The 23,965-nt window shown below is 43.8% G+C and carries 21 protein-coding genes; 4 read left to right on the plus strand and 17 right to left on the minus strand.

Annotation, left to right across the window (positions count from 1 at the left end):
* Window positions 1–20: 20 nt before the first annotated feature.
* From bshC to AB4Z30_RS18070, 8 genes are all read right to left on the minus strand, one after another.
* On the minus strand, window positions 21–1,652 hold the full coding sequence (gene bshC, locus AB4Z30_RS18035; protein WP_441928797.1) for a bacillithiol biosynthesis cysteine-adding enzyme BshC: 1,632 nt from the start codon (window positions 1,650–1,652) through the stop codon (window positions 21–23).
* A 155-nt stretch (window positions 1,653–1,807) separates the two neighbouring features.
* Window positions 1,808–3,577 carry an ABC transporter ATP-binding protein gene (locus tag AB4Z30_RS18040; protein ID WP_441928799.1) on the minus strand — a complete coding sequence of 590 codons (1,770 nt, stop codon included), beginning with the start codon at window positions 3,575–3,577 and terminating at the stop codon, window positions 1,808–1,810.
* 17 nt (window positions 3,578–3,594) lie between these two features.
* Complete coding sequence (locus AB4Z30_RS18045) at window positions 3,595–4,476, minus strand: ABC transporter permease (protein WP_441928855.1); 882 nt, start codon at window positions 4,474–4,476, stop codon at window positions 3,595–3,597.
* 47 nt (window positions 4,477–4,523) lie between these two features.
* Window positions 4,524–5,456 carry an ABC transporter permease gene (locus tag AB4Z30_RS18050; RefSeq protein ID WP_441928801.1) on the minus strand — a complete coding sequence of 311 codons (933 nt, stop codon included), beginning with the start codon at window positions 5,454–5,456 and terminating at the stop codon, window positions 4,524–4,526.
* A 190-nt stretch (window positions 5,457–5,646) separates the two neighbouring features.
* Window positions 5,647–7,347: a peptide ABC transporter substrate-binding protein gene (locus AB4Z30_RS18055; protein ID WP_441928803.1), complete on the minus strand. Its 1,701-nt coding sequence runs from the start codon at window positions 7,345–7,347 to the stop codon at window positions 5,647–5,649.
* Window positions 7,348–7,497: 150 nt separating this feature from the next.
* Window positions 7,498–7,872: a DUF3397 domain-containing protein gene (locus AB4Z30_RS18060; protein ID WP_441928805.1), complete on the minus strand. Its 375-nt coding sequence runs from the start codon at window positions 7,870–7,872 to the stop codon at window positions 7,498–7,500.
* Window positions 7,872–8,837 carry a ketopantoate reductase family protein gene (locus AB4Z30_RS18065; RefSeq protein ID WP_441928807.1) on the minus strand — a complete coding sequence of 322 codons (966 nt, stop codon included), beginning with the start codon at window positions 8,835–8,837 and terminating at the stop codon, window positions 7,872–7,874. The genes AB4Z30_RS18060 and AB4Z30_RS18065 overlap by 1 nt, the downstream gene beginning before the upstream one ends.
* 172 nt (window positions 8,838–9,009) lie before the next feature.
* A complete protein-coding gene (locus AB4Z30_RS18070; protein WP_441928809.1) occupies window positions 9,010–9,660 on the minus strand; it encodes an RsfA family transcriptional regulator in 651 nt (216 codons plus the stop codon).
* A 312-nt stretch (window positions 9,661–9,972) separates the two neighbouring features.
* On the opposite strand from AB4Z30_RS18070, the gene AB4Z30_RS18075 reads away from it, so the two are divergent.
* Window positions 9,973–10,209 (plus strand): DUF2626 domain-containing protein, encoded by a 237-nt coding sequence (locus AB4Z30_RS18075; RefSeq protein ID WP_110898524.1) that lies wholly within the window; start codon window positions 9,973–9,975, stop codon window positions 10,207–10,209.
* 177 nt (window positions 10,210–10,386) lie between these two features.
* Complete coding sequence (locus tag AB4Z30_RS18080) at window positions 10,387–11,466, plus strand: hypothetical protein (RefSeq protein WP_441928812.1); 1,080 nt, start codon at window positions 10,387–10,389, stop codon at window positions 11,464–11,466.
* On the opposite strand, the gene AB4Z30_RS18085 is transcribed toward AB4Z30_RS18080, so the two are convergent.
* Both AB4Z30_RS18085 and AB4Z30_RS18090 read right to left on the minus strand, forming a co-directional pair.
* Window positions 11,463–12,737, minus strand: coding sequence for an extracellular solute-binding protein (locus AB4Z30_RS18085; protein ID WP_441928814.1), 1,275 nt, complete (start codon window positions 12,735–12,737; stop codon window positions 11,463–11,465). The genes AB4Z30_RS18080 and AB4Z30_RS18085 overlap by 4 nt on opposite strands.
* Window positions 12,738–12,983: 246 nt before the next feature.
* A complete protein-coding gene (locus AB4Z30_RS18090) occupies window positions 12,984–14,318 on the minus strand; it encodes a PhoH family protein (RefSeq protein ID WP_441928816.1) in 1,335 nt (444 codons plus the stop codon).
* Window positions 14,319–14,545: 227 nt separating this feature from the next.
* Here AB4Z30_RS18090 and AB4Z30_RS18095 point away from each other — a divergent pair, with 227 nt between their 5' ends.
* Window positions 14,546–15,202, plus strand: coding sequence for a YhcN/YlaJ family sporulation lipoprotein (locus tag AB4Z30_RS18095; RefSeq protein WP_441928818.1), 657 nt, complete (start codon window positions 14,546–14,548; stop codon window positions 15,200–15,202).
* Between the two features lie 7 nt (window positions 15,203–15,209).
* On the opposite strand, the gene AB4Z30_RS18100 is transcribed toward AB4Z30_RS18095, so the two are convergent.
* From AB4Z30_RS18100 to AB4Z30_RS18125, 6 genes are all read right to left on the minus strand, one after another.
* Entirely contained in the window at window positions 15,210–15,662 is a 453-nt protein-coding gene (locus AB4Z30_RS18100; protein WP_441928820.1) for a pyridoxamine 5'-phosphate oxidase family protein, read from the minus strand.
* 94 nt (window positions 15,663–15,756) lie between these two features.
* Complete coding sequence (locus AB4Z30_RS18105) at window positions 15,757–16,818, minus strand: LCP family protein (protein WP_441928822.1); 1,062 nt, start codon at window positions 16,816–16,818, stop codon at window positions 15,757–15,759.
* Between the two features lie 90 nt (window positions 16,819–16,908).
* Window positions 16,909–17,205: a YlaH-like family protein gene (locus AB4Z30_RS18110; RefSeq protein ID WP_110897963.1), complete on the minus strand. Its 297-nt coding sequence runs from the start codon at window positions 17,203–17,205 to the stop codon at window positions 16,909–16,911.
* 303 nt (window positions 17,206–17,508) lie between these two features.
* Window positions 17,509–19,356, minus strand: coding sequence for a translational GTPase TypA (typA, locus tag AB4Z30_RS18115; RefSeq protein ID WP_441928825.1), 1,848 nt, complete (start codon window positions 19,354–19,356; stop codon window positions 17,509–17,511).
* Window positions 19,357–19,704: 348 nt separating this feature from the next.
* The gene (locus AB4Z30_RS18120; RefSeq protein ID WP_441928827.1) at window positions 19,705–20,199 is read right to left on the minus strand and encodes a hypothetical protein; all 495 of its coding nucleotides are present in this window, start codon (window positions 20,197–20,199) and stop codon (window positions 19,705–19,707) included.
* Between the two features lie 432 nt (window positions 20,200–20,631).
* Window positions 20,632–21,291 carry a TerC family protein gene (locus tag AB4Z30_RS18125; protein WP_441928829.1) on the minus strand — a complete coding sequence of 220 codons (660 nt, stop codon included), beginning with the start codon at window positions 21,289–21,291 and terminating at the stop codon, window positions 20,632–20,634.
* 89 nt (window positions 21,292–21,380) lie between these two features.
* On the opposite strand from AB4Z30_RS18125, the gene AB4Z30_RS18130 reads away from it, so the two are divergent.
* A complete protein-coding gene (locus tag AB4Z30_RS18130) occupies window positions 21,381–22,082 on the plus strand; it encodes a TerC family protein (RefSeq protein WP_441928831.1) in 702 nt (233 codons plus the stop codon).
* Window positions 22,083–22,238: 156 nt separating this feature from the next.
* Here AB4Z30_RS18130 and ltrA read toward each other — a convergent pair whose 3' ends face one another.
* On the minus strand, window positions 22,239–23,429 hold the full coding sequence (ltrA, locus tag AB4Z30_RS18135; RefSeq protein WP_441928833.1) for a group II intron reverse transcriptase/maturase: 1,191 nt from the start codon (window positions 23,427–23,429) through the stop codon (window positions 22,239–22,241).
* Window positions 23,430–23,965 lie beyond the last annotated feature (536 nt).

A 23,965-nucleotide genomic window follows, 5' to 3' on the forward strand; every position in this document is an offset into this window, starting at 1 on the left:
GATTCATATCATCTAGATACTCACATCGGTATAACCTTGTGTTGACCGTGGAATTCAGCAGATGCTTTAATCAATTCCTTAATCCAGTCGGTTCCATAACGATTCAGGTAAAAGAGAGCATTATGTACTCGTTCCTGCGGTTTGCCCATCGGGAACAGAGCATTCTGAATACCGTTCCAATGCCTTAAAGTTACTTGATGTTTATCTTCAATAGCCTTTCGAGTCTGATTCTCTAAATATTGAATCTGCTCGTTCATTTTTGCTAAATTGGCTTCACCGATTCGGTTCAGCCCAGGATGCACCTCTGCAACCTGATCCAGCAACGGACGATATAGCGCTATAAACTGCTCACGGATCTGTGTGAACTGCTCATCGACCTGGAATGTTTCCTGCCGAGCAAGCCACTCTGCCTTCTTTTCTTCCAAATCATACTGTACATCCTGAAAAGAAAGTCCGTATTGCTTCATATGTTTATGCTGCACTTCTTCCAGAATGGTGAAGGAAAGACGCGGCAGTAAAATCGGCATCTGCAATCCAAATGTAAGGAAGGCTTCGCGTGTAAGACCCCAGTAAGCAATTTCACCGTGTCCTAGAATTACGGCCGCTACAGGCAGCAAAGAATCTTGCATTAATGGCCGAGTAAGTACATTATTACTGAATCGTTCAGGATGATCTTCCAACTCTTGCAACAAACGTTCCTCTGTAAAGGACACTAACCCTTTTCGATCTTGATACAAGTGATCTTTCAGCGTTAATAGCAAACGGGCGCCTTCATGAATATAGAAGAGATTGGCCCCATCTTCTGCCACTTCTGCTGGCATGGGGTAACCTGCTTGCTCCACAAGTGTTGCTCCTTGCAAATAAGCTGTACGTAACGAATCACTCTCCCGAATCATACGATCAAATACAGGCTTCTCTAACTTACGTAAATCCGGGTCAGCAGCATCCATAAGTACCAGTCCAGTGTCTGCAAACAAAGTGGATATCATTCGCGCAAACACATCACTTAAATTGGTACTGGAATGATGAATTTCCGTAATCACCTTCATTAAACCTGGTTTATGGATGGTATCCGGCAATAACTGCTCTACTTGCTCCAGTACCGCCTTCCACTGTTCCCATTTCACTTCCACCTGACTTACTGAATCTCTTCCCGTAAAATGACCTTGAAGTTTAATTTTATGGATATCACCTTGAGAATCAGGCAAAAATGTATGATTCACTTCGTCCCAATCATGATCCTCACCTGCAATCCAGAATACAGGAATAACAGGACGGTTCAGTTGGTGTTCTGCTTCACGGGCGGCAGCAACCACACTTGCTGCTTTGTATATCACGAACAATGGTCCGGTGAGCAAGCCGCTCTGTTGTCCTCCGGTAACGACCAATGCATCCTCTTCAACAAGGCGGTTAATTGAATCATGCACCTTGTCATGATCATTCACTCGCTTATTATATAAACGTAAATACGTCGCCAATTCATGACGGTCAACACGTGTATGCTCCGATTGCTTCAGCCATTCAGCACGCGCATGGAGGCTGTTTTCCCAGCGAATGTCATATTCATAAAGGCTTCGCGCAGCATCTGCCGTACAGATATAATCCTCTGCAAGCTTTGATCCGCTGCGGAGCGCCTCGGTAATCCCTTTCATGAGGTCTGCCTCCTATTCTGCTTCAAAAGAGCCTTCCTTGATTGTACCGAATTCAGTGGCTCTTCGTCAAAGCAAAGTCACAAATAATATAAAAAAACCGCCGATTTAAATCGGCGGTTATGATGTAAATAATAGCATATTCGTTTTCAAAACGATTATACGTAAGGCTCTGCAACCCAGTGTCCTTTGGAAACCTCAATCAATTGAGCATTTTCCAAATTATATGGATCGTTTTTAGAACCGCCAGAACCATTTTGAATTGGACCAGATTGTTCCTCTGGCAACAAAATACGGCGTTTATTTGCTTCTACTTCCGGATCTGGAACAGGGATAGCAGAAAGCAACGTTTTAGTGTAAGGGTGAATTGGGTTGGCATACAACTCTTCGCTCTCAGCCAATTCTACCACTTTACCCATATACATAACAGCGACACGGTCACTGATATGCTTAACCATGGACAAGTCATGGGCGATAAAGAGATACGTCAATCCAAGCCGTTGCTGCAACTCTTCAAGCAATTTAACAACCTGAGCTTGAATGGATACATCCAGTGCAGAAAGCGGCTCATCACAAATGATAAATTTAGGGTCTACGGCAAGCGCACGTGCAATCCCGATCCGCTGTCTTTGTCCACCAGAGAATTCATGCGGATAACGCAAAGCGTGACTTGGGTTAAGACCCACGAGATCCAGTAGCTCTTCTACCCGTCTCTTACGCTCTTTAGAGCTTGTTGCCAGCCCGTGAATATCAAGAGACTCACCGATGATATCCATAACGTTAAAACGCGGGTTCAGCGAGGCATACGGATCCTGGAAAATCATCTGCATGTCTTTACGCATTTCTTTCATCTTGCGTGGAGACAATTTGTAAATATCCGTACCATTGAAGTTCACACTTCCGCCCGTTGGTTCGTAAAGGCGCAGAATGGTACGTCCAGTTGTCGACTTACCACAACCTGACTCACCTACTACGCCAAGTGTTTCTCCTTCAAAGATGTCAAAGCTCACGTCGTTTACAGCTTTGAGGATGTTACCTTTGCCAAGGTTAAAGTATTGTTTCAAGTTTTTCACTTGAACCAAAGGTTTGTTGCTTCCTTTAACAATACCTGCTGGTGCTGGTTTTTCCTTTTTCGGCTCGTCCAGACGCGGAAGAGCGTTCAACAACTTAATCGTATAAGGATGCTGCGGATTGCTGAAGATTTCAGCCGTTGTTCCCGTTTCAACAACTTCACCTTCTTTCATGACAACCACACGGTCACACATGCCCGCTACAACGCCAAGGTCATGTGTAATCAGCATAATGGATGTTCCAAGCTTTTTCTGCATGTCTTTCATGACATCCAGGATTTGAGCCTGAATGGTAACGTCAAGTGCAGTTGTCGGCTCATCCGCAATCAGCAATGACGGACGGCAAGCAAGTGCAATTGCAATCATCGCACGCTGACGCATACCACCTGAGAATTGATGAGGATAATGATTCATGCGAATTGCTGCATTTTTGATCCCTACAAGTTCAAGCATCTCAAGGGCAGCTTTGTTCGCTGCCTTCTTGGACATATTTTGGTGTTTACGCAATACTTCCGTAATCTGTTTACCAATTTTAATTGTAGGATTCAAGGAAGTCATTGGATCCTGGAAAATCATACCGATATCTTTACCACGAATGGATTCCATTTGTTTATCTGTCTTATTCAGCAAATCCTGCCCGTGAAACGTAATATCTCCGCTCTTAACTTTCGAAGGCGGGGAAGGGATCAATTTCATGATCGTCTGGGCAGTAACACTCTTACCACTACCGGATTCACCTACGATCCCCAGCGTTTCTCCTTTGCCAATTTCGAAACTCACATTTTTAACGGCATCAAATTCACCCGAGCGTGTCGAAAACGATACACTTAAGTCTTTGACTGTTAAAATCGGCTCCATAATCCCACCTCCTCTTTCTATTTACGTAATTTCGGATCAAGTGCGTCGCGCAGTCCATCACCGAGCAAATTAAATGCAAGCATTGTAATAACCATCAAACCAGCCGGGAACCACATCCGCCATGGATATAGCGTCCAACCTGTAAGTGCATCGTTGATCATGGATCCAAGAGAAGATCTTGGTGCAGATACACCCAGACCGAGGAAGCTCAGGAACGCCTCGGCAAAGATCGCACTAGGAATAGACAATGTCAAGGTAACGATGATCGGTCCAACCGCGTTTGGCAACAAGTGGCGGAACAATTGACGTCCAGTACTTGCACCCATCGATCTTGCAGCAAGGATAAAGTCTCTATTTTTGAGTTGCATAATCTCACCACGTACAATCCAGGACATACTAATCCAGCCTGTAATGGTAAGAGCAATAATAATCGTTGTAAGACTTGGCTCCAATACAACCAGCAACAGGATAACAACAAGCATGTAAGGCAGTGAGTACAAAATCTCAGAGAACTTATTCATAATTCCATCAACTCGTCCACCGTAGTAACCCATGATTGCACCATAGATAACCCCAATCACAAGGTCAATCAATGCCGCAGCAAGACCTACTGTCAAGGATACACGTGCGCCGACCCATGTTCTTACCCATACATCGCGACCCAGATCATCAGTACCAAACCAATGCTCTGCACTTGGCGCAGCATTCGAGTTGAGCAAATCATTGGAATAATAATTGTATTTTGTAAACAAAGAAGTCGGTCCAATCAAAGCAAACAGCACAACAAGTACCAGCACACCAAGACTGATCATTGCAGCTTTATTCGTTGCCAGTCTGTACATTGCATCTCTAAACAGGGAAATACTTTCTTGCGGCTTCACCGCTGCCTGACTGTTCAGGTCAGTGTTCGCCGTTCCATTATTGTTATTATTCGTGCCAGACAACGTTATGCCCCCTTCCGGCTTTCCAGCTTAATTCTAGGATCAACCAATACGTATACGATATCTGTAAGGAAACGTGCAAACATCAAGAGAATACCGTAGAAAATAGTAATCCCCATAATCATGGTGTAATCACGGTTTGTGATGCTCTCTACAAATACTTTACCGATTCCGCCAATGTTAAAAATTTGCTCAATAACAACAGAACCTGTGATAATGTTAGCGGTCATTGGACCCACATACGTAACAACTGGCAAAATACCGTTCCGTACAACGTGCTTAAACATGATGGCAGGCCATTTCAACCCTTTAGCTTTCGCGGTTTTAATGTAGTCTGCATGTAAAACTTCCAGCATGCTTGAACGCGTTAGACGTGCGATAAAGGCAATTGGTGATGCAGATAGAGCAGCAACCGGAAGCACATAATCAAGTGGACCATCAAAGCCCATAACGTTGAACCATCCGAGTTTGAACGCAAACACATACTGCAATAAGGACGCCAGCAAGAAACTTGGTACAGCAATCCCGATGACAGCAAGCACCATCGTGACATCATCAATCAGTTTTCGATGGTATACCGCAGCAAGCAGCCCCAACAGTACCCCCACAATAATGGAGATAATGATTGCAAAAATACCGATCTTCAAAGATGCCGTAAATGTTTTCACAATCATGTCTGTGACACCTTGGTTAAGATAGTTCATCGAAACCCCAAAGTCGCCTTGCACAATATCGCCAATGTATTTGAAATATTGCACATACATCGGTTTGTCCAGACCATATTTTTCTTCAAGTAGAGCCCGAATTTCAGGTGATACTCTTTTCTCCGATGTAAAAGGGTCACCAGGAATGGCCTTCATCAAGAAGAAGGTCATCGATGCGAGTATGAAAAGCGATAGCAGCATAAATAGCAGTTTTTTCAAAACGTACTTTAACAACCCTTGCACACCTCCACAAACAATATTTTGTATACAAATCGATTGTAGAATTAGACAGCAATAAAGTCCAATCCATTTATCGGAAATTTCAAGAATTATAAGGAAAATCAGTGCACATACAAAAAAATCGGGATATATATGGAATTCCACATATATATCCCGAAGTAATCATATTAGACTTCAGAACAACTTACTTCTCTTCCAGATGTGCGCGAGTGAAGTCAATTGCTCCACTGAAATCAAGTTGTACGCCTTTCAGATAAGGCTTAGTCAAGGATACGTTCGTGTAGTAGTAAATTGGCAATACGCCCATTTCATCTTGAACCAACACTTTTTCAGCGTCAGCAAAAGCAGCCATACGTTTAGCAACATCAGTTGTTTTTACAGTATCTTCGAGATCTTTATCATACTGTGCATTGCTGAATTTCGAGTCGTTGTTTGTGTTGCCAGTTTTCCACATTTCCAAGAAGTTGAACGGATCGTTGTAGTCTGCAGACCAACCCGCACGAGCGATTTGGAAGTTTTGTTTTTGACGGTTATCCAAGAAAACTTTCCACTCTTGGTTTTCTGTTTTCACATCTACACCAAGGTTCTTTTTCCACATATCCGCAATTGCCAAAGCGATCTTCGCGTGACCATCACTTGTGTTATAGATCAAAGTGATCGCAGGAAGCGTAGTGTAACCTTCTTCTTTCATACCTTCAGCAAGCAATGCTTTAGCTTCGTCTACGTTTTCAGTGAAGTAATCATCTTTGTGTTCTGTACGGAATTCTTCTTTTTCACCACGAATACCTGGAGGTACAAAACCGAATGCCGGAATTTGTCCGCCTTGTGTTACTTTATCAACGATCAGTTGACGTTGAATAGACATTGCAAATGCTTTACGGATTTTAGCGTTATTAAATGGTGCTTCATTTACGTTGAACTGGTAGTAATACGTACTTGCAATACCAGTAGCTTTGAACTCGTTTGGCAATTCAGCTTTCAAAGAAGGAATTTGGTCTGTAGGAATTTCACCATTAGGGTTACCAGTGTAGTCCAATTGTCCTGATTTGTAAGCCTGCAGCTCAGAAGCACTGCTGTTTGTCAGAGACATGTTAATTTCAGTCAATTTGATATCAGAAGCTGCATGGTAGCCTTCATTTTTCTTCACGACAATTTTTTGACCTTTAGCGTATTGATCCATTACAAATGGTCCGTTAACGATCATGTTTTTGTAGTCAGAGAAGAATTTGTCATTCGTATCAGCAGACTTGTGTACTGGATAGTACGTGTAGAATGCTGTAAGACCCAAGAAGTAAGGAGTAGGATTTTCCAACGTTACTTCAAGTGTGTGCTCGTTAGTTGCTTTCACACCAACTTGGGAGAAATCTGTGATTTTAGTACCTTTGAATTTTTTATCTTTGCTCATGTTGTAACCTTCAGCACCCTTGATGTAGTACAATTGGTATGCATAAGGAGAAGCTGTTTCCGGTTTCAATGCACGTTCCCAAGAACGAACAAAATCTTCGGCAGTGATCGGGTCACCGTTGCTCCATTTAGCATCTGGGTTCAGGTTGAAAACATATTTCAAACCATCTTCAGAGATTTTCCAGTCTTTAGCAACACCAGCTGCTTCTTTACCATCAGCATCAATGCGTACTAGACCTTCATACAAGAATTTCAAAACCGTGTTCGTTTGGCTGTCTTTTGCTTGAGCCGGGTCAAACGTAGGAGGTTCAGCTGATAAGTTGATTCTCAGCACTTGATCTTTGGCAAGACCCTTTTCTCCGCTTGCAGAATTGTTATCTGTTGTGGTACCTGTGCCTTCATTTTTCGATCCGCACGCTGCAAGTACGGTACCGAACGCCAAGATCAGCGTCAAAAGGACTAATAGACTTTTCCTTTTCATCTAACTTTTCCCCCTAAATTTATGTGGTTTATGTTTATAGATTATACAACCACCGGTCAAAAAAATCTACATTACTTTTTCAGAAAGTAATGTTTTTTTCAGTTTTCGACAAAATCGCCACATCTTTTCGGGATTTTGCGTTATGTAACCTTACATATGGTTCGTAATGTATCTAAATAATCCAAATAAAGTAAACAAAACATATCCAAAACTCATCATCACGAATGACATACGCCATACGGCCCTGATCATTCTCCCCCCATCAACCTTTCCTTTTAGTCGATTTTGCGCACCTCCGATAAAACCAAGCGCTATTAGTATGAGTATTAATGTCAGATAAAAACCAAAACTCGAATCAAATGTTAAGTTGAATAACGCTGAAACCGAGAAAATAAGAAAAAATGTAGTGATATCCATAGCTGTCCGCAGTGCAAATGACTTATCTTTCTTCCATACCATCATGCCCCAATACACGAGAAAAAACGGAAAAAAAGGCAATATACTCAATACGATGAAAAATCCCATCAACTCACCCCTTCTGATTGCATACCTTGAATCAAATGAAAAAGCATTTCATGTGTAGGTACTTTCAGATTGAACTGCTTCGCCATTCTTATGATGGACCCATTAATAGATTCAACTTCTGTTGTACGTTTATGTAAAATATCTGCAAGCATGGAGGACGTATTGGAAGCAGTAGCTTGACATACCCCCTCAATCTGTTCCCACAAATCCCCTTGTAATTGTACGCCCATAGCCCTGTATACGGTCAACGCCTCATCATACAACTGGCGCATCATTCTGACCCGCTCTATTTTGTGAAGCAATTCACCATTAGGTATTCTCCATATTGCCGTAAGCGGGTTAATGACCGCATTAATTAACAGTTTTCTGTATATCAGCTTATCGATTTCATTCGACACTGTACAGTCAAATCCTGCCTGTCGCAAAACCTTGGCTAAAGTAAATATTTGTTGTTCTTCTATTATTATCTCATTCACTGTAGCCAAAGCATTACTCCAGCCTAATTGTGTTTCCCCGGAACCGGCTCGGTATACTTGATCCCCTGAACGTTTTGCCCCTTCTGTTGTAATCGCACTACATAGTAATGTTTGTGGCAATGCAGCCTGTAGCTTCTCCAAATGACCGAGACCGTTTTGATAACAAGCTATCTTTATGTGCTGCTGACCTTCCAATGTTGCCATCATTTCAATAAAATCCTCAACATGAGTTTGCTTCACAGTGAGCAGTATCCAGTCTCCAGGTTTCTTGTTCCAATGATTCGTCAGTTGAGATATCGGGTTAGCCTGAATCTCATCCGGCTTGACGTATGTTTCTTCATCGCTCTGGGTAATTGTGATTCCATTTTGCTTAAGCTGATCAGCCTGTTCTGATGTTCTGGTCCAGAAACGCACACATTCACCTGCTGCCTGTAACTTGCCTCCATATAGAAGTCCTAGCGAACCCGCTCCTACTACGTCTATAATCATCTAATCCCCTGCTTTCATCGTTTGATGCATCTCATCTCTCATATACCTTCCCGTATTCCCTTTCCTTCTATAATAGAACAAATATACACAACTAAAAACCCGACATACCTACCGTAGAATCACGGAGGTCTGGCGGGCACGATATTATCATGTTACTTCAAACTCAAATTTGCTACTCAATCCGTTCCAAATTTCCGTTAGCATCCATTTTGAACCTTGTCTTAAGTTCTTCTTCTTCTTCGGATAAAAAGGCAAGCCTACGTGCCCGATCCATAATCTGGATCAACGCTTTGTAATCATCGTTAACCACACGATAATCCGTCTGAACCTCGTTGACTTCTTTGGAGAGTCGGTCGTTCTCACAACGTAGTTCCAGCAGTTCATCTTCCTTCTCGCGCAATTCCTTTTCCAGCATTTTAAGCTGACGGCTATTCTCCTGCACTGTGCCTTTCCACTGCCGCAGAAAACGGATCACCGCATCCATAGATAAGGATTCATCAGACACCCCATCCGTCTTAAAGATACCTTCCTCGGCGTCTAATGTTGCCAGTGCAGCAACCTGCGGACCCAGCATTGCAGGCTGTTTTCTAAGATAGCTCCGCTTTTGCCTTTGTGCTTTAGCATTGCTAATCGCTGATTCATACTTTTTGCGAACACAACTGTTCCAACGGAATCCACATGCGGCAGAAGTTCTGCCTATTTTTTCACCTACTTCTTCAAAAGCTGCTAGCTGCGTGCTACCTTCCCGAATATGACGCAATGTAACCTCTGCCAAAATCAAATCGTCCTCTGTACTCCAAGCATCCTGTCTCACTGCAGTCATGCTATAATACCCTCCTAACACCATCCTGAAATAACCGTCCCCATAACCGGTAACCCGTTATGTGAATTAGGTATAAAAGTTGCTTACTCATTCTTATGCCTCTCATAGAGTTCATAGAATTGATTTTCATACTAAAATGTATTTCCATATTGAGGTTACCTCATACGTAATCATGATAATTCTGCCTACTTTTAATCCTAGCCCACAAAAAAGAATTCGCTTTCATACCCAAATTTGTTTACACGTTTTTCCTTTCTCGGTATAATATTATGTAGACAATCTATGAACGTACATAAGAAAGGAGGATTTACCGTGGCACGCATGTTTAGGGTACTCGGGTTCTTCACGCTTGCGATTGGCCTGATGGCTTTTGCAGGAGATTTAGTCGAAATGGCTTTGCTTTTCTTCCTGCAGACTGCGTTTTTTGTTCTGTTGGGATACTTGAAGTTTACCGAACGTACGTATATATTGCTCTTCTGGGGTTATATGATCGTGACGTTCACAGGGTTCAGCTATTGGACTGTATTCGAAATGGGACTGCCGCTCTAATCCGCCAGCAGCATCAAAGCAATCCGGTTCTTGTCGGATTGTTTTTTTGTTTTTCAGATTACTTATGAAGATATAATGGTATGTAACCACTAAGGATATTTTTCGTATGGATTTCATATATTGTTAGGAAGAGTAATGATCTCTACGTATGTTAGGAGTTAAGAAAGGAGAATGATTGTGAAGCATCGATATGGTTTGATCACCATCATGTTCATCATTATATTGTTCGTACACCCCATCTCTTCATTCGTTTATGGAGAACCTTCACCCGAAGAAACGCAAGCCATTTTGCAAAAGACATTATCTATTGTAGAAATTGATCACGAGATTGAACGCATTACAGAAAGGCAGCAGGAATTAGCCAAACAACACGAGACTCTATCAGCCCAACTGTTACAGCAGGAAAAGGAAATACATATCCAGCAAGACCGGGCCGGAGCTGTTGTAAGGTCTTATTATACAGGAGAGCGCGATAGCCTGCTCATGACAGTGCTTGGAGCAAGATCGTTTAAAGATTTGTTTGTTCTGTATGACTACTATCAGATCATTATCGGCAAAGATCAAGCCGTGTTGGACAAGTATCAAACCCGATATAATGAGCTACAGCGAACGTCAGATCAAATCCGTCATACCTCATTGGAGCTTGCTGACATGAAAACCAATTTAGAGGATCAGCGTACTAGGGTAGCCTCATTGCAAAAAGAAGTGGATAAGCAAATAACCACCAGCGGTGACGCGGCAGCTATCCAAAAATTAATGAACGAATTAACGTTGTATTGGGAAAACATCGGCATATACGAAGTGAAACGTTATTTTAAAGCGTTGGCATCGGCCATGCAGAACCTACCCGATTTTGTACAAAAGCAAAATGGAGCCATATCCACCACAGGAACCACGTATACCATTCGCATAGGTCAGGATGAATTAAATTCGTTTTTGCGTTCGCAGAATGCGATCTTTGAGGATTTTGCCTTTACATTTAATCAATCTAAAATTACAGCTTCGGGACAGAGGGATCAGTTGCAATTAAGCATCGAAGGCCACTATACAGTTGAGAATGAACCGCAAAACGCTATTCGCTTTCATGTGGATAAGCTGGTATTTAATCAGCTTGAACTCCCCGACACAACACGTCGAATGCTGGAGAAAGAATTCGATCTTGGTTTTTATCCACAAAAAATTCTTTCCTTTGTTAAAGCTACCAATGTTTCTACAGATGAAGGTGTTTTAGAAGTGAAATTAGCCATTTCATTCTAGGGATTAGATTCTTTTTTGATGCTGTTCACATACTGAACAGCACTGATCTTCCCTTGAAGCACCTGCTGCACCCGCTTCTGAAAGTGAGTGATTATCGTTTGGTTTTCGGCCAGTTTTAATGAAGTGAATTCTTTGGATAACCAGGGTTGATTTGGAATCACACGATACCGAGCTTCAACATTTCCGGTTTCCTTCTCCATTTCTTGCTGCCTTGCAGGTAAGCGCTTGGTTTGTTTAACCCATTTATTCTGTGTCGCTGCAGACAACATCCCTTCAATCCATCGGCTTGCCGTATCCATCTCCGCTGATCCTGCTGTAATAACCAGACTTCTGGACTGGGCCGTATGCAGGACTTGTAAAAAAATAGGTGAGGCAAACGATCCCTGACCTTTGGAAGCTTCATCCACCTTACGAATACGAGACAATGTAGATACAAACATCGGAGTTTGCACCTTATAATCTGAAGCAGATAATACCGGATCTACAGACATGGTCAAAATATGGGGTTGGAGCTCGCTGAGCAAGCTTACTCCCTGTTGAAATTCATTTGTCATGGATGCTGGTTGCATCCTTAGAATCTGGTCGGGACTCATTCCCAGCGGCAAATAACTCAACCACGCACTCGTTCCGTAAGTGTCATCTATATTCAATGAAATCAAAGGTATGCTCTTTGTTTGAGATTGCTTGATCAGTTTAAACCATTGCTCCCTTTTTTGAGGAAACTCCAGCAACCCGGATTCATTTAAGTATGAAGGTGTTATTCCCATAACATAAGGATCAACATCAAAGGGCATTGCCCATTGATATCCGTTCCACTCTGTCATTCCTCGCAATTCGTTAACCGTATCCCCAATTGACTTAGAGAGAGACGTCCCATTTAGAGGAACAAGATATCCTTTTTTGGCATAGCGCTGCACTTGGTCAGTTTGCAGTAAAATAATATCTCCGTTCACTCCTAAAGAGAACTCCTGATCCAGCACCTCCTGATATTTATCCGGTTCTACATTACGAATATTAACCTCGACAAAACGAGAAGAAGCCACTTCTTCAGCCATTTCTTGAAACAAAGCAAACTCTTCTTTCGTCATGGATACCATTATTTCGAGAGGAGCATGTGTCTCCTCATTCCGGGATGAACCACCCGGATATGTATCTTTCTCTTGATTTCGTGCTGGATTTTGCTGTGAACCTCTAAAATCAAAACTAGGTGAGAGGATCGTTAGGGAAAGCAGCAACACTGCAAATAGAACAACCTGATGTCTACGCTTCATTCACTCTCCTCCTTGAATTCACTTCCTTTGTATATTCTCGCAACCATTATTGTATCAAATGTGTAGTCCTCTTGTCCTACCCTGCCAAAAAACACTTTTCTTGTATTTTGCATATTACGAGCATATCCAATTCTGTATAACAATTGATTTTTATTTTTTCAGCAAAAAAAGCCGACTTCAGGAGTCGGCTCTCATGTAGAACATTTTCCGGGAAATAAATCCAGATATGAACTGGAGAAAAGCTTACTATAACAAGTCCGCTGCAAGTTGTGCCAGCTTGGAACGCTCTCCTTTTTCAAGCATAATGTGTCCACTGATCCCCTCTTGTTTAAAGCGCTCCACAATGTAGGTAAGTCCGTTGCTCGCTGAATCCAGATAAGGGTGGTCAATCTGTTCAGGGTCACCCATCAAAATAATTTTACTGCCTTCACCTACACGGGATACAATGGTTTTCACTTCGTGACGAGACAAGTTCTGGGCTTCATCAATAATGATGAATTGGCCGGGAATGGACCTTCCACGAATATAGGTTAGTGCCTCTACCTGAATGCTGCCGAGGCCCATTAGTATTTTATCAATATCACCGGCCTTTTTTGTATCAAATAAAAACTCAAGATTATCGTAGATCGGCTGCATCCACGGACGAAGCTTTTCTTCTTTCTCTCCTGGAAGATATCCAATATCCTTACCCATTGGCACAACAGGTCGTGCGATCAGTAGCTTTTTGTATCTGTGATCATCCTCAACCTTTAGCAGTCCGGCCGCCAGTGCAAGAAGCGTTTTGCCTGTACCGGCTTTTCCTGTAATGGTTACAAGTGGAATATCATCGTTCAATAACAGCTCTAACGCCATTCGTTGTTGTGCATTTCGGGCACTTATTCCCCAGACATTATCATTACTGAGGAACAATGGCTCCAGCTTTGTACCTTCCTTGTTCACTTTAAGCAAAGCGGACTTGTTCGTACCCATCTCATCCTTCAGAATGACAAATTCATTCGGGTAGAGAGAATAGGACAGTTGCAAGGGTTTTATCGGCAAGAAACGATATGTGTAAAACTCATCAATGACAGACGGGTGAACTTTCAGCGCTGTATATCCAGGGTACAACTCGCTAAGTCCAGCAGTCCGATCCGATAAGTAATCCTGTGTGATCAGTCCAAGTACGTCCGCCTTGATCCGTACCAGAACGTCTTTACTGACAATAACAACTTGTCGCTCCACCACTTCTTTTTCATTCTCTTCAATCTGATAATTCAGCGCGACGGCCAAGATTCGATTGTCATTGGACACTTCGCCAAACATTTCCTGCACTTTCACAAAACTACGGTGATTAAGCTCAACTTTTAGATTGCCTCCATTCGCAAGAGGTACACCGCTATGAAGGTGGCCCAGTTCCCTGAGTCCATCGAGCAGTCTGGACACATTGCGTGCATTACGGCCGATCTCATCGGCATTTCTTTTTTTGGAGTCAATCTCCTCCAGTACAACCGCGGGAATGATTACCTCATGTTCTTCAAAGGCAAATATGGCATTGGGGTCATGCAGAAGCACGTTGGTATCCAATACAAAAATCTTTTTCATTCAATCCCCTCCAAGCGGCGTCGTTAAAGGCATGGGCTGGAACGTGTTCTCGGGAATGACGAAGTTGCTCTGTGTGAGCCTTCCGTTTCCCTACATTCCCGAGTTCTTCTTGATCGTGTGATCTTCAGCAGCGGCATGGACAATCATGCTCCCATACATAAATGTATTCGACTAGGGCAAAATAATTGTCAACCATTCTGAAAAACTCCAAGAAAGGATGAACATTTATGAAAATGGGGATATGCACGCTGCTTCTAATCTTTGTTCTTACTGGATGTAATACTTCTACACGTAACGCTTCACAGGAGCCGCATGAGATGCATCCAAGAAGTTACGGAGGAAACATAACAACGCAGCAAGAAGATCGAATGAATTCTTCGCGCCTCGATCGTTTGAATGAAAATACAGGTGAAGTTCACGACCTTAATGTCGCGGACGATACCGAAGCGGGCCGAATGAGCAATAAAAAACGAGTGAGTCACCTCAAAGCACTTGCCCAGCAGGTTGAAGGTGTACAGGATGCCAATTGTGTCATACTCGGAAACACAGCCGTTGTCGGCATTGATGTCGACGGTGATCTCGAACGGGCACGCGTCGGTACCATTAAATATGCCGTTGCAGAAGCTTTACGTAAAGATCCGGAAGGTGTAGATTCCATCGTAACCGCCGATGCTGACGTCACCGAACGTATTAAAGAGATTGGTGAGCATATTCGCAAAGGCCATCCAATTTCCGGTTTCGCTTCCGAACTTGCTGATATGGTAGGCCGCATCATTCCGCAGCTCCCAAAAGACGTCAAAGTTCGTCAAAATCCGGATGAACCCGCTCAAGATCAATACATGCAGCAACATACATCAGAAAAAAGACAACAAAAAGCCCAGTGATCTCTCACTAGGCTTTTTTCATGGCTGCAAAGACTTGCTCATCAAGCTTCTCCGCAGCACGTTGATCGTATATTTTGACAAATTGAGGCACAGAGGACAGCTGAGCGCCATAAAACAGCGCATTTCTCACCGCTTCAATCGTTATGTCGAAACAGCAAATATTAAAGGGTACACCCAGCAACGGATCTTGTCGCACGGAGGCACGTCCGTTCACCGCATACACCATTTCTTCGCCAAAAACGGTTATCGTAATCAAGGGATTCTGAATCATATTGTTCACAAGACGGGATCGATGGTCAATCGCCAAACGAAAAGTAGAAGCATTCTCGGCATAAATCCAGGAGATTGCTGTTGAAGTCGGCCCCCCAGATTCGACATCAACGGTGTTAAGAAGCACAAAGGTCTCATCTTTAAATTGCTGTAAAAGAGATTCTGTTAACTGTGTGACGGCTTCGGACATTCAACCAGCCCCCTAACCTTCTTTATGCAATTCTTATCTTGTGAAGTTATTATAACACACTGCGAACCCGGCTTCCAATCCCCAAAGCTTGAGTCTATTGAGCTGATGTCGCGGCCTTCACTTTCCCTTCAAGTGTATCTTGAATCGCCTGTTTTGCATTTGCCAGTTCCGTTTCATTAATATAAACATAAGGACTTCTCCACTCACCGGTAACCGGAGTAAAGTGTACATCGGTGGTCGAGATATTCCAGTAGGTAGCAATGAAATTTTTCATTTGCTCGGATTCCACATCCGTGGTCATATTTTTATCTACCGCACTGATTACTTTGCCAATTTTGGCAATGCCACCGAGAGATTTCATCTGATCAAGCATCGCGTTCATGACCTGATTCTGTCTTTTGTTTCGGTCAAAATCGTTTGACTCTGCTGTCTTGGGTGTGCAATTGGATTTACGATAACGTACAAAATCGAGCGCCTCTTTACCATCCAAATGCTGAGCACCGGCCTTCAGATTAATATCTGTATTGTCAGCTTTGTCTCGCCAACACATGTTTTTATCCACCGTGACATCTACTCCGCCCACAGCATTCACTGCATCACGAAAGGCTTGGAAGTTGATTACTGTCGCATAATTGATATCTACTCCCAGATACTGTCCCATCATATCCTTCATTTGATCCTCAGCCTTTTTGCCCGAGGTCTTCTCCTGCGCTTTGAACCTTGGATAATAAGCGTTAAGTTTGTTGGACTTATATCCATCAAGCTGAATACGCGTGTCACGAGGCAGGGAGACCACCGTTGCCGTTTTCGTATTCGGATTGAGAGCAGCAACCATAACCACATCAGATAAAAACGTACCAGTTTCGGGACGATTGTCCGTACCCAGCAGCAGCATCGTAAGGGGCTTCGTCGTTGCCGACATACCAGGAGGAACAGGTTTGTCTACACCTGTATTTGCCACTTGATTATAGATCCAGTACAAATAACCCCCACCCACCAGAATGCCGATGACCAGTATACTCAGAAAAAATTTTACAAACCCGTTCATGCGTTTCTTCTTCTTCGGCTGCTTCCCTTTGCTGTTTCTATTTCCTGAAGTGCCTGATGAATTCGAAGCTTGTCTCCGTGGAGACAGCCCGTTTGAATTTGAGTTCATATGTTCAACACCTTTATCACATCTGTTTGGTCTAAATAAAACACAACCGCTTTCCCGAAGGAAAACGGATGTATTTATGCATAGACAGCATTATGAGTTTCGAGCAGCAGCTTCCGCTTTTTTCTTTTGACGACCTTCAACGAAATAACGCACGCGCACTAACAGCATCAGACCTACAGCAACTAACAAACATTGAATGATAGGCAACTTGTCGATCTGAAAAATAAGAAGCATGAACGTACCCATCGCCATCAAAATATACAAGACAATTTCCTTACCGATCGGCAGTTTCTGGCGTACCCGAAAGACCTTGTTATACACGTAAGTAATCAGTACAAAGATGACGATATAGGCGATGATCGGGTGTGATGCAAACCATGCTTGCATGTTAAGGCATCTCCTTTCATGATCATGCTGTATAAGTTAAGAGATTGATGGGATTATAGTGCACACATAAAAGCTGTTCGTCGCATGAGACCGTTCCGGTTCCGGATCGTTCTTTAGATCGCTGTTGTCCCCGAATTTCTATGAACACTCTATCAAGTGTTGAAATTCGGTGACAAAGGCGAGCGCTTCGCTTCCAGAATCGATTCCGGCCCCTCCACTACTTAAGCTGGAGAACATCAATTTTAGAATGGTGCATAACGTCCCATCAAAACATAACTTATACTTCTTTTTGCGTAGTGGGTATTACGCGTTATTTTGAGCCATTTTGCGTTGTTTTTCTGAACGCTCACGCTCGGATTTATTCAAGAGTTTCTTACGAAGACGAATGGATTTCGGCGTGATTTCACAGTACTCGTCATCGTTCAAATATTCAAGCGCTTGTTCTAACGAGAAGATAATTGGCGTTTTAATTTTAACCGTATCATCTTTACCGGAAGAACGAACGTTAGTCAGTTGCTTTTCTTTGCAGATGTTAACAACGATATCATTGTCTCGTGTATGCTCACCAACAATCATACCTTCGTAAATTTCTGTTCCAGGCTCCAGGAAGAGTGTACCACGATCCTCAACACCCATCATTCCATAGAATGTAGATGTACCCGTTTCAGTTGAGATCAGCACACCTTGGTGACGTCCACCCACTTGACCGGATACGACTGGAGCGTAGCTGTCAAATGCATGGTTCATTACACCGTAACCACGAGTCAATGTCAGGAAGTTGGTGCTGTATCCAATCAGACCACGTGCAGGAATCAGGAACTCCAAACGTACTTGACCGCTACCATTGTTGACCATGTTAACCATCTCTGCTTTACGTGCGCCCAGGCTCTCCATGACGGAACCCATGCTTTCTTCAGGGATGTCAATCAACAAGCGCTCAAGAGGCTCCATTTTCTTACCGTCAATTTCTTTGATAATAACTTCCGGTTTGGATACTTGAAGCTCATATCCTTCACGACGCATATTTTCAATCAGGATACCGAGGTGAAGCTCACCACGTCCGGAAACGATAAATGCATCTGGGCTCTCTGTTTCTTCTACACGAAGGGATACGTCAGTTTCCAATTCTTTATACAAACGCTCACGAAGTTTACGGGAAGTTACCCATTTACCTTCACGGCCTGCGAATGGACTGTTGTTTACGAGGAATGTCATTTGCAGTGTTGGCTCATCAATTTTCAGAACCGGCAAAGCTTCAGGGTTGTTCGGGTCAGCAATCGTTTCACCGATGTTGATATCCTTAATACCCGCAATCGCAACGATGTCACCTGCGCCAGCTTCCTCTGTCTCAACACGTTTCAGACCTTGGAAACCAAACAGTTTTTCGATACGAGCTGTTTTGCTTTTGCCATCACGCATAATAACAGTAACGGATTGGCCTTGACGAATCACACCGCGGTTTACACGGCCGATCGCGATACGTCCGAGGTATTCATTGTAGTCCATCAGCGTAACGAGGAATTGCAGTGGCTCTTCAACGTTCTCTGTTGGATGAGGGATATGACTTACGATGGTATCGTAGATTGCCATCATGTTGTCATCTTGTTTGGCGGGATCGTCTTCCATGCTTGATGTTCCGTTCAATGCGGAAGCATATACGACAGGGAATTCAAGTTGTTTATCGTTGGCACCTAGTTCGATGAACAGGTCAAGTACTTCATCAATAACCTCAGCCGGACGAGCCGCTGGACGGTCAATTTTATTTACGATAACGATTGGAGTCAGGTTATGCTCCAGTGCTTTACGAAGTACGAACTTCGTTTGTGGCATACAGCCCTCATAAGCATCAACAACGAGCAATACGCCGTCAACCATTTTCATGATACGTTCTACTTCACCACCGAAGTCGGCATGGCCTGGTGTGTCCACAATGTTGATCAGGTAATCTTTATAAGTTATAGCCGTGTTTTTGGCCAAAATCGTAATACCGCGTTCACGCTCCAAATCGTTGGAGTCCATTGCGCGCTCCTGTACCGTCTCGTGATCACGGAATGTACCGGATTGCTGGAGCAACTTGTCGACGAGTGTCGTTTTCCCGTGGTCGACGTGGGCAATAATCGCAATATTGCGAATGTGTTCTCTTGAATGCATGGTTTGTATCCATATCCTTTCCAATTTCAATTCTTATCTACTAGGGCGTGTCTTGAAACCGACTGAAGTGCATCTTTTACCGCCTTTTCGCCCCCTGCTGCGTCACTTTCCCTTGACGTGCCCCGGCACGCCTGCGGTAAACTTCCTGGCTTGGAACGAAAATTCAGCAAAATCTGCTTTCTTCAGCGTTTTCAGACACGCCCTAAACTTCCCGCAAATTCGCAGGTTACTCACAAAATAAGCGTCGGTGATAACCCGACGCATGTCTATATCCATTATATTATAGTTTATCATAGGTAAAAATCAAGATATTTCGCTCGAAACTACACATGAAATTGATGGATATATTTACCACCCCTTACTTCGGCCTGCACGTCCTCGTCCAACAAGTAGCCAGAATCCGCCTATAATGAGCAGAACAGCAAGCACATATATGATACCTGTCTGGAGCAGCGTGAACGCCAATAGTACGATGGACACTGCACCAATGATGAGTGCCGCGGGGTAGATATATTCAGGTCTGCGTCGCTCAACCATACCATATCCTAACAAACCTGCTGCAATCCCGAGCAGAAGTACGGGCCACAAGTTTCTCATCAGTCCTGCACCCCATATGTTTGTAATGCTAAATAATACACCATATACAGTGAGGATGCCTGCAGGCATTAATGACCAGGAAGGCGATACCCGGGCATAAAACAATGCATAAAGAGCGATCCCGGGCAGCAAAAGCAATAAAGGCCAGAAATTTCGACCAATAAACCCAAACACCCCTAATTTGCCGAGCAAAATGATAAAACCGGCAATTACAATGAACAGTCCAATAGCTCTTTCATTTTTCATCTTCATCACCTCTTATTTTCATTAACTATGTAATTTTCATACTGTGCTGAATTCCAATACCGAACACATTTTTAACTGCAAAAACAAGCTTCAATCTTAGTTTATAGTTTATCTGATGTTTCCACAAAAAACTATACTGATGTCGAAAATGAGCTGTCCAAACTCAGTCAAAATAAACATAACACACCTAACCTTACTATAATATTCCCTTTGGAGACACCAGATATAATATGAAATACCTTACAATACAATCGTCACTTCACTCTTTATTGTTCTACTCTTTACACCTTCACCGTTCACATGCAAAATAAAAACGTAGACTCTTCTTGGTGGAATCCTCCTACCTTCCTCAATCAGATTTATAAAAAACAGAAAAGGTGTCCTTATGGGACACCCCTCAAACCAAAAACTTAGTTCAACTCATGTTAACATCTAAGCATTCCGGCGAACGAATCTGTGTGCCCCTCCCGCCGCTATAACCAGACAAGCCAAAGCTGCTGGCAACATCGCATGAGCCTGCGCTGCCAATCCACCCAGCCACTCCCCAAGCTTCGGGTCTCTCATTAACATTTCTCCTGCAGTAAAAGCCAGTATACCTGATCCAGCAAACACCAGAAGAGGAAATCGCTTTAGCAAATCCACAATAATTCCGCTGCCCCACACTACAATAGGAATGCTGATTGCAATCCCTATAACAATTAAAGCCAAATCTCCATCAGCCAATGCAGCTATTGCTAATACATTATCCAGACTCATCACAAAATCAGCAACCAGTATTGTCTGAATTGCTTTCCAGGTCGTAGATGCATTACGGATATGTACTTCCTCCTCGTTTTGAAGCAGTAGTTTCAGCGCGATCCAGAATAACAACAACCCGCCTGCCGCTTGAATAAAAGGAATACCCAGCAGCAGTACGGCTGCAAAAGTAAGTACGCAACGTAACAGCACTGCACCAAGTGCACCCCACCAGACTGCTTTTTTACGTTGCTCCGGAGGTAAATCTTTGCTCGCCATTGCTATAACAACCGCGTTATCTCCACTCAGTACCAGATTGATCATTAAAATTTGTGTTAACAGCCATAGTGTATCCATCTCCTCATTCCCCCCACTCTAACTTGTATGTGGAAATTGTACATGCTATTCTTATTGATTGAAGAATATATAGGGAGTGACATATTGCCATGGAGCTGTTTAGTCCCACATTTTGGCTGGCCTTGTTAAACGTTGTCTTTATTGATCTAATCCTGGCTGGTGATAATGCTATCGTCATCGGTCTTGCAGCCCGAAATCTGCATCCTTCCGTGCAAAAGAAAGCGATCCTGTACGGCACAGGCGGTGCACTTCTCATCCGGATTGCGGCTACAGTCGTTGTGTTATGGTTATTGAAGGTACCCTGGCTCCTGTTCGTAGGAGGACTGCTCTTAGTCTGGATTGCCTACAAACTGCTCGCTGATCAGGGAGATGAGCACAACGACATTCAGGCAGGAACTTCACTCTGGGCGGCTGTTCGTACGATCATTATCGCGGATGCGGCTATGGGACTAGACAATGTAATCGCCGTAGCCGGGGCTGCCCAGCAACATCTGGTACTTGTCATCCTTGGACTACTGATCAGTGTCCCGATTATCGTTTGGGGCAGCACCTTGTTCATCAAACTGATTAACCGCTTTCCCTGGATTATCTACGTTGGCGCTATTGTACTAGGTTATACTGCTGCCAATATGATTACAGAAGAGAAACGAATTTCGCCTTTTTTCACAGAGCATCCAGCACTCCGCGTCCTGTTCATCGTTGTAGTGATAGGAGGCGTTGTTTTTGCGGGTTACCGTAAGCGAACCACAAGTAAGAAAGCTCAAGCTGAACGGCAACGTTCTTATTCATAGACAAGCCAGGGATATAGAAGCGATATAAGCAATGTGCTTTCGTGATAACATCTAGAGTAAAAGGCTGGGCAAAACCCAGCCTCTCCTCATCAAACCGTACGTGAGGTTTTCCCTCATACGGCTTTCCGATGTTTGTCATTCATGGGCGTGCAGATTTTACAATAGCGTTTTTAATTCATATTGACTGGCGATGTACTTCAGGCTGTAGCTCGTGTAGTAATAATTTCTCCACCCTTGAATCTTCGGATTGAGCCATTTCACTTGTTCCGCAAATGATCTGGATCGCATACTCGGTGGGAATAATCGCTCTTTAATGACTCCACGAATACGTTCTTCCGCCTTTTTGGTTAGCCATTGCTGCGTGGTGTAATATACCTTCCCTTGCGACGTTTCTGCTTTCGTTTTGCGGTGGTGCATTCCTAGAAAGTCGAATCCTTCGGCTCCTGTCCATAGACCGACAATCCGGGTTTTGGTCGGGTGTAACTTGAGCTCCAGACGTTCCATGATTCTGCGTATAAGTTCAAATGCATGTTCCGCATCCTTTTTGGTTTTACAGACCACGACAAAATCGTCTGCATACCTTGTCAGTTCTCCCAACCCACTTCCGTGTTTCTCCCATAGCCGGTCAAAGTAGTTCAGATAGATATTCGCTAGAAGCGGTGAAATCACGCCACCTTGCGGTGTTCCTAAGTCGGATCGCCTCACCTTTCCTTCTTCCATCACTCCCGCTTGAAGCCACTTCCGTATTAATTTCAAGATTCGCCTGTCATTGATACGCATTTCCACCAGTTTCATGAGCTTCTCTTGATTTATATTGTCGAAGTAGCCTTGGATATCGACGTCGACTACCCAATTCCCTTTGCGGTTGCAGGCTTTCCGAATTCGTTCTAGCGCTCCTTTCGCACTTCGTTTCGGACGAAATCCGAAGGATACTTCCTCGAAATCTGCTTCAAAGATCGGTTCAATCACGAGCTTGGTTGCCATTTGTATGACTCGATCGCGCACGGTGGGGATGCCTAGCGGTCTTTGCTTCCCATCTTTCTTCGGGATATAGTGCCGCCTTACAGCCTGCGGATGATATTTGCCTTCTTTCAGTTCTCGCTCACATTCCGCAAGGAAACGTGTCTCTCCTTGCTCCTCAATCTGTGCGAACGTCACCTCATCTACTCCCGCAGCTCCCTTGTTCGCTTTCACCCGTTTCCAGGCTTCACACAGCACATCCCAGCGGTAGACTTTGTCGTACAGAGCATGAAATTTACGCTTCTTGTTCTCCTTGGCCACATGACCTAGCTTTTCTTGGAGTTGTTGAACTTTTTCCTTTGGTGTTGTTAGCCGGTTGGCATTCACTCACTCGTACCTCCTCCAAAAGCATAAACAAAGCAGAGCCCCTTCCCTCCCCAAGGTTATGTTGTCCTTGGGTTCTTCGGTACTATGAGCCCCTCGGACTCCCTTCCCACAGACGTTTCACTTCGTCTTTTGGACTTATAGAGCGCCTCTTTACGGGGGTTAAAAAAAAATCCCGTGTGGGGGAGGGTCTCCCCAGTTCACTGCATCCTCTTTCAGACCATGCCGCTCCCTTTACGCCGGAGGATTCTTCGCTGTCGCTCCAAGTTCCGAACAGTTTCCTTGGCCTTCGTCGATATGAGCGCGACTCGGCTTCCTCTTGTCCCTCTTGCGAGGCCTTTTTGACGACGCGGCAGAATTCACTTGATGTTACGGCCTGGCATGTCGCTCGCCCTGTCTCTGACAGGTACTTTTGTCGATACGCTTTTACGTACAGATTTCGCCATACGCAAGTATCCTAGCTACGCAGGGGCTTGGCCCCTCCTGCGACCGGACTTTCACCGGCTAGAAGATGCGTGCTTTGCTGGGCACGCCTCACA

The sequence above is a fragment of the Paenibacillus sp. 2TAF8 genome, assembly GCF_052114825.1.
GTDB lineage: Bacteria > Bacillota > Bacilli > Paenibacillales > Paenibacillaceae > Paenibacillus.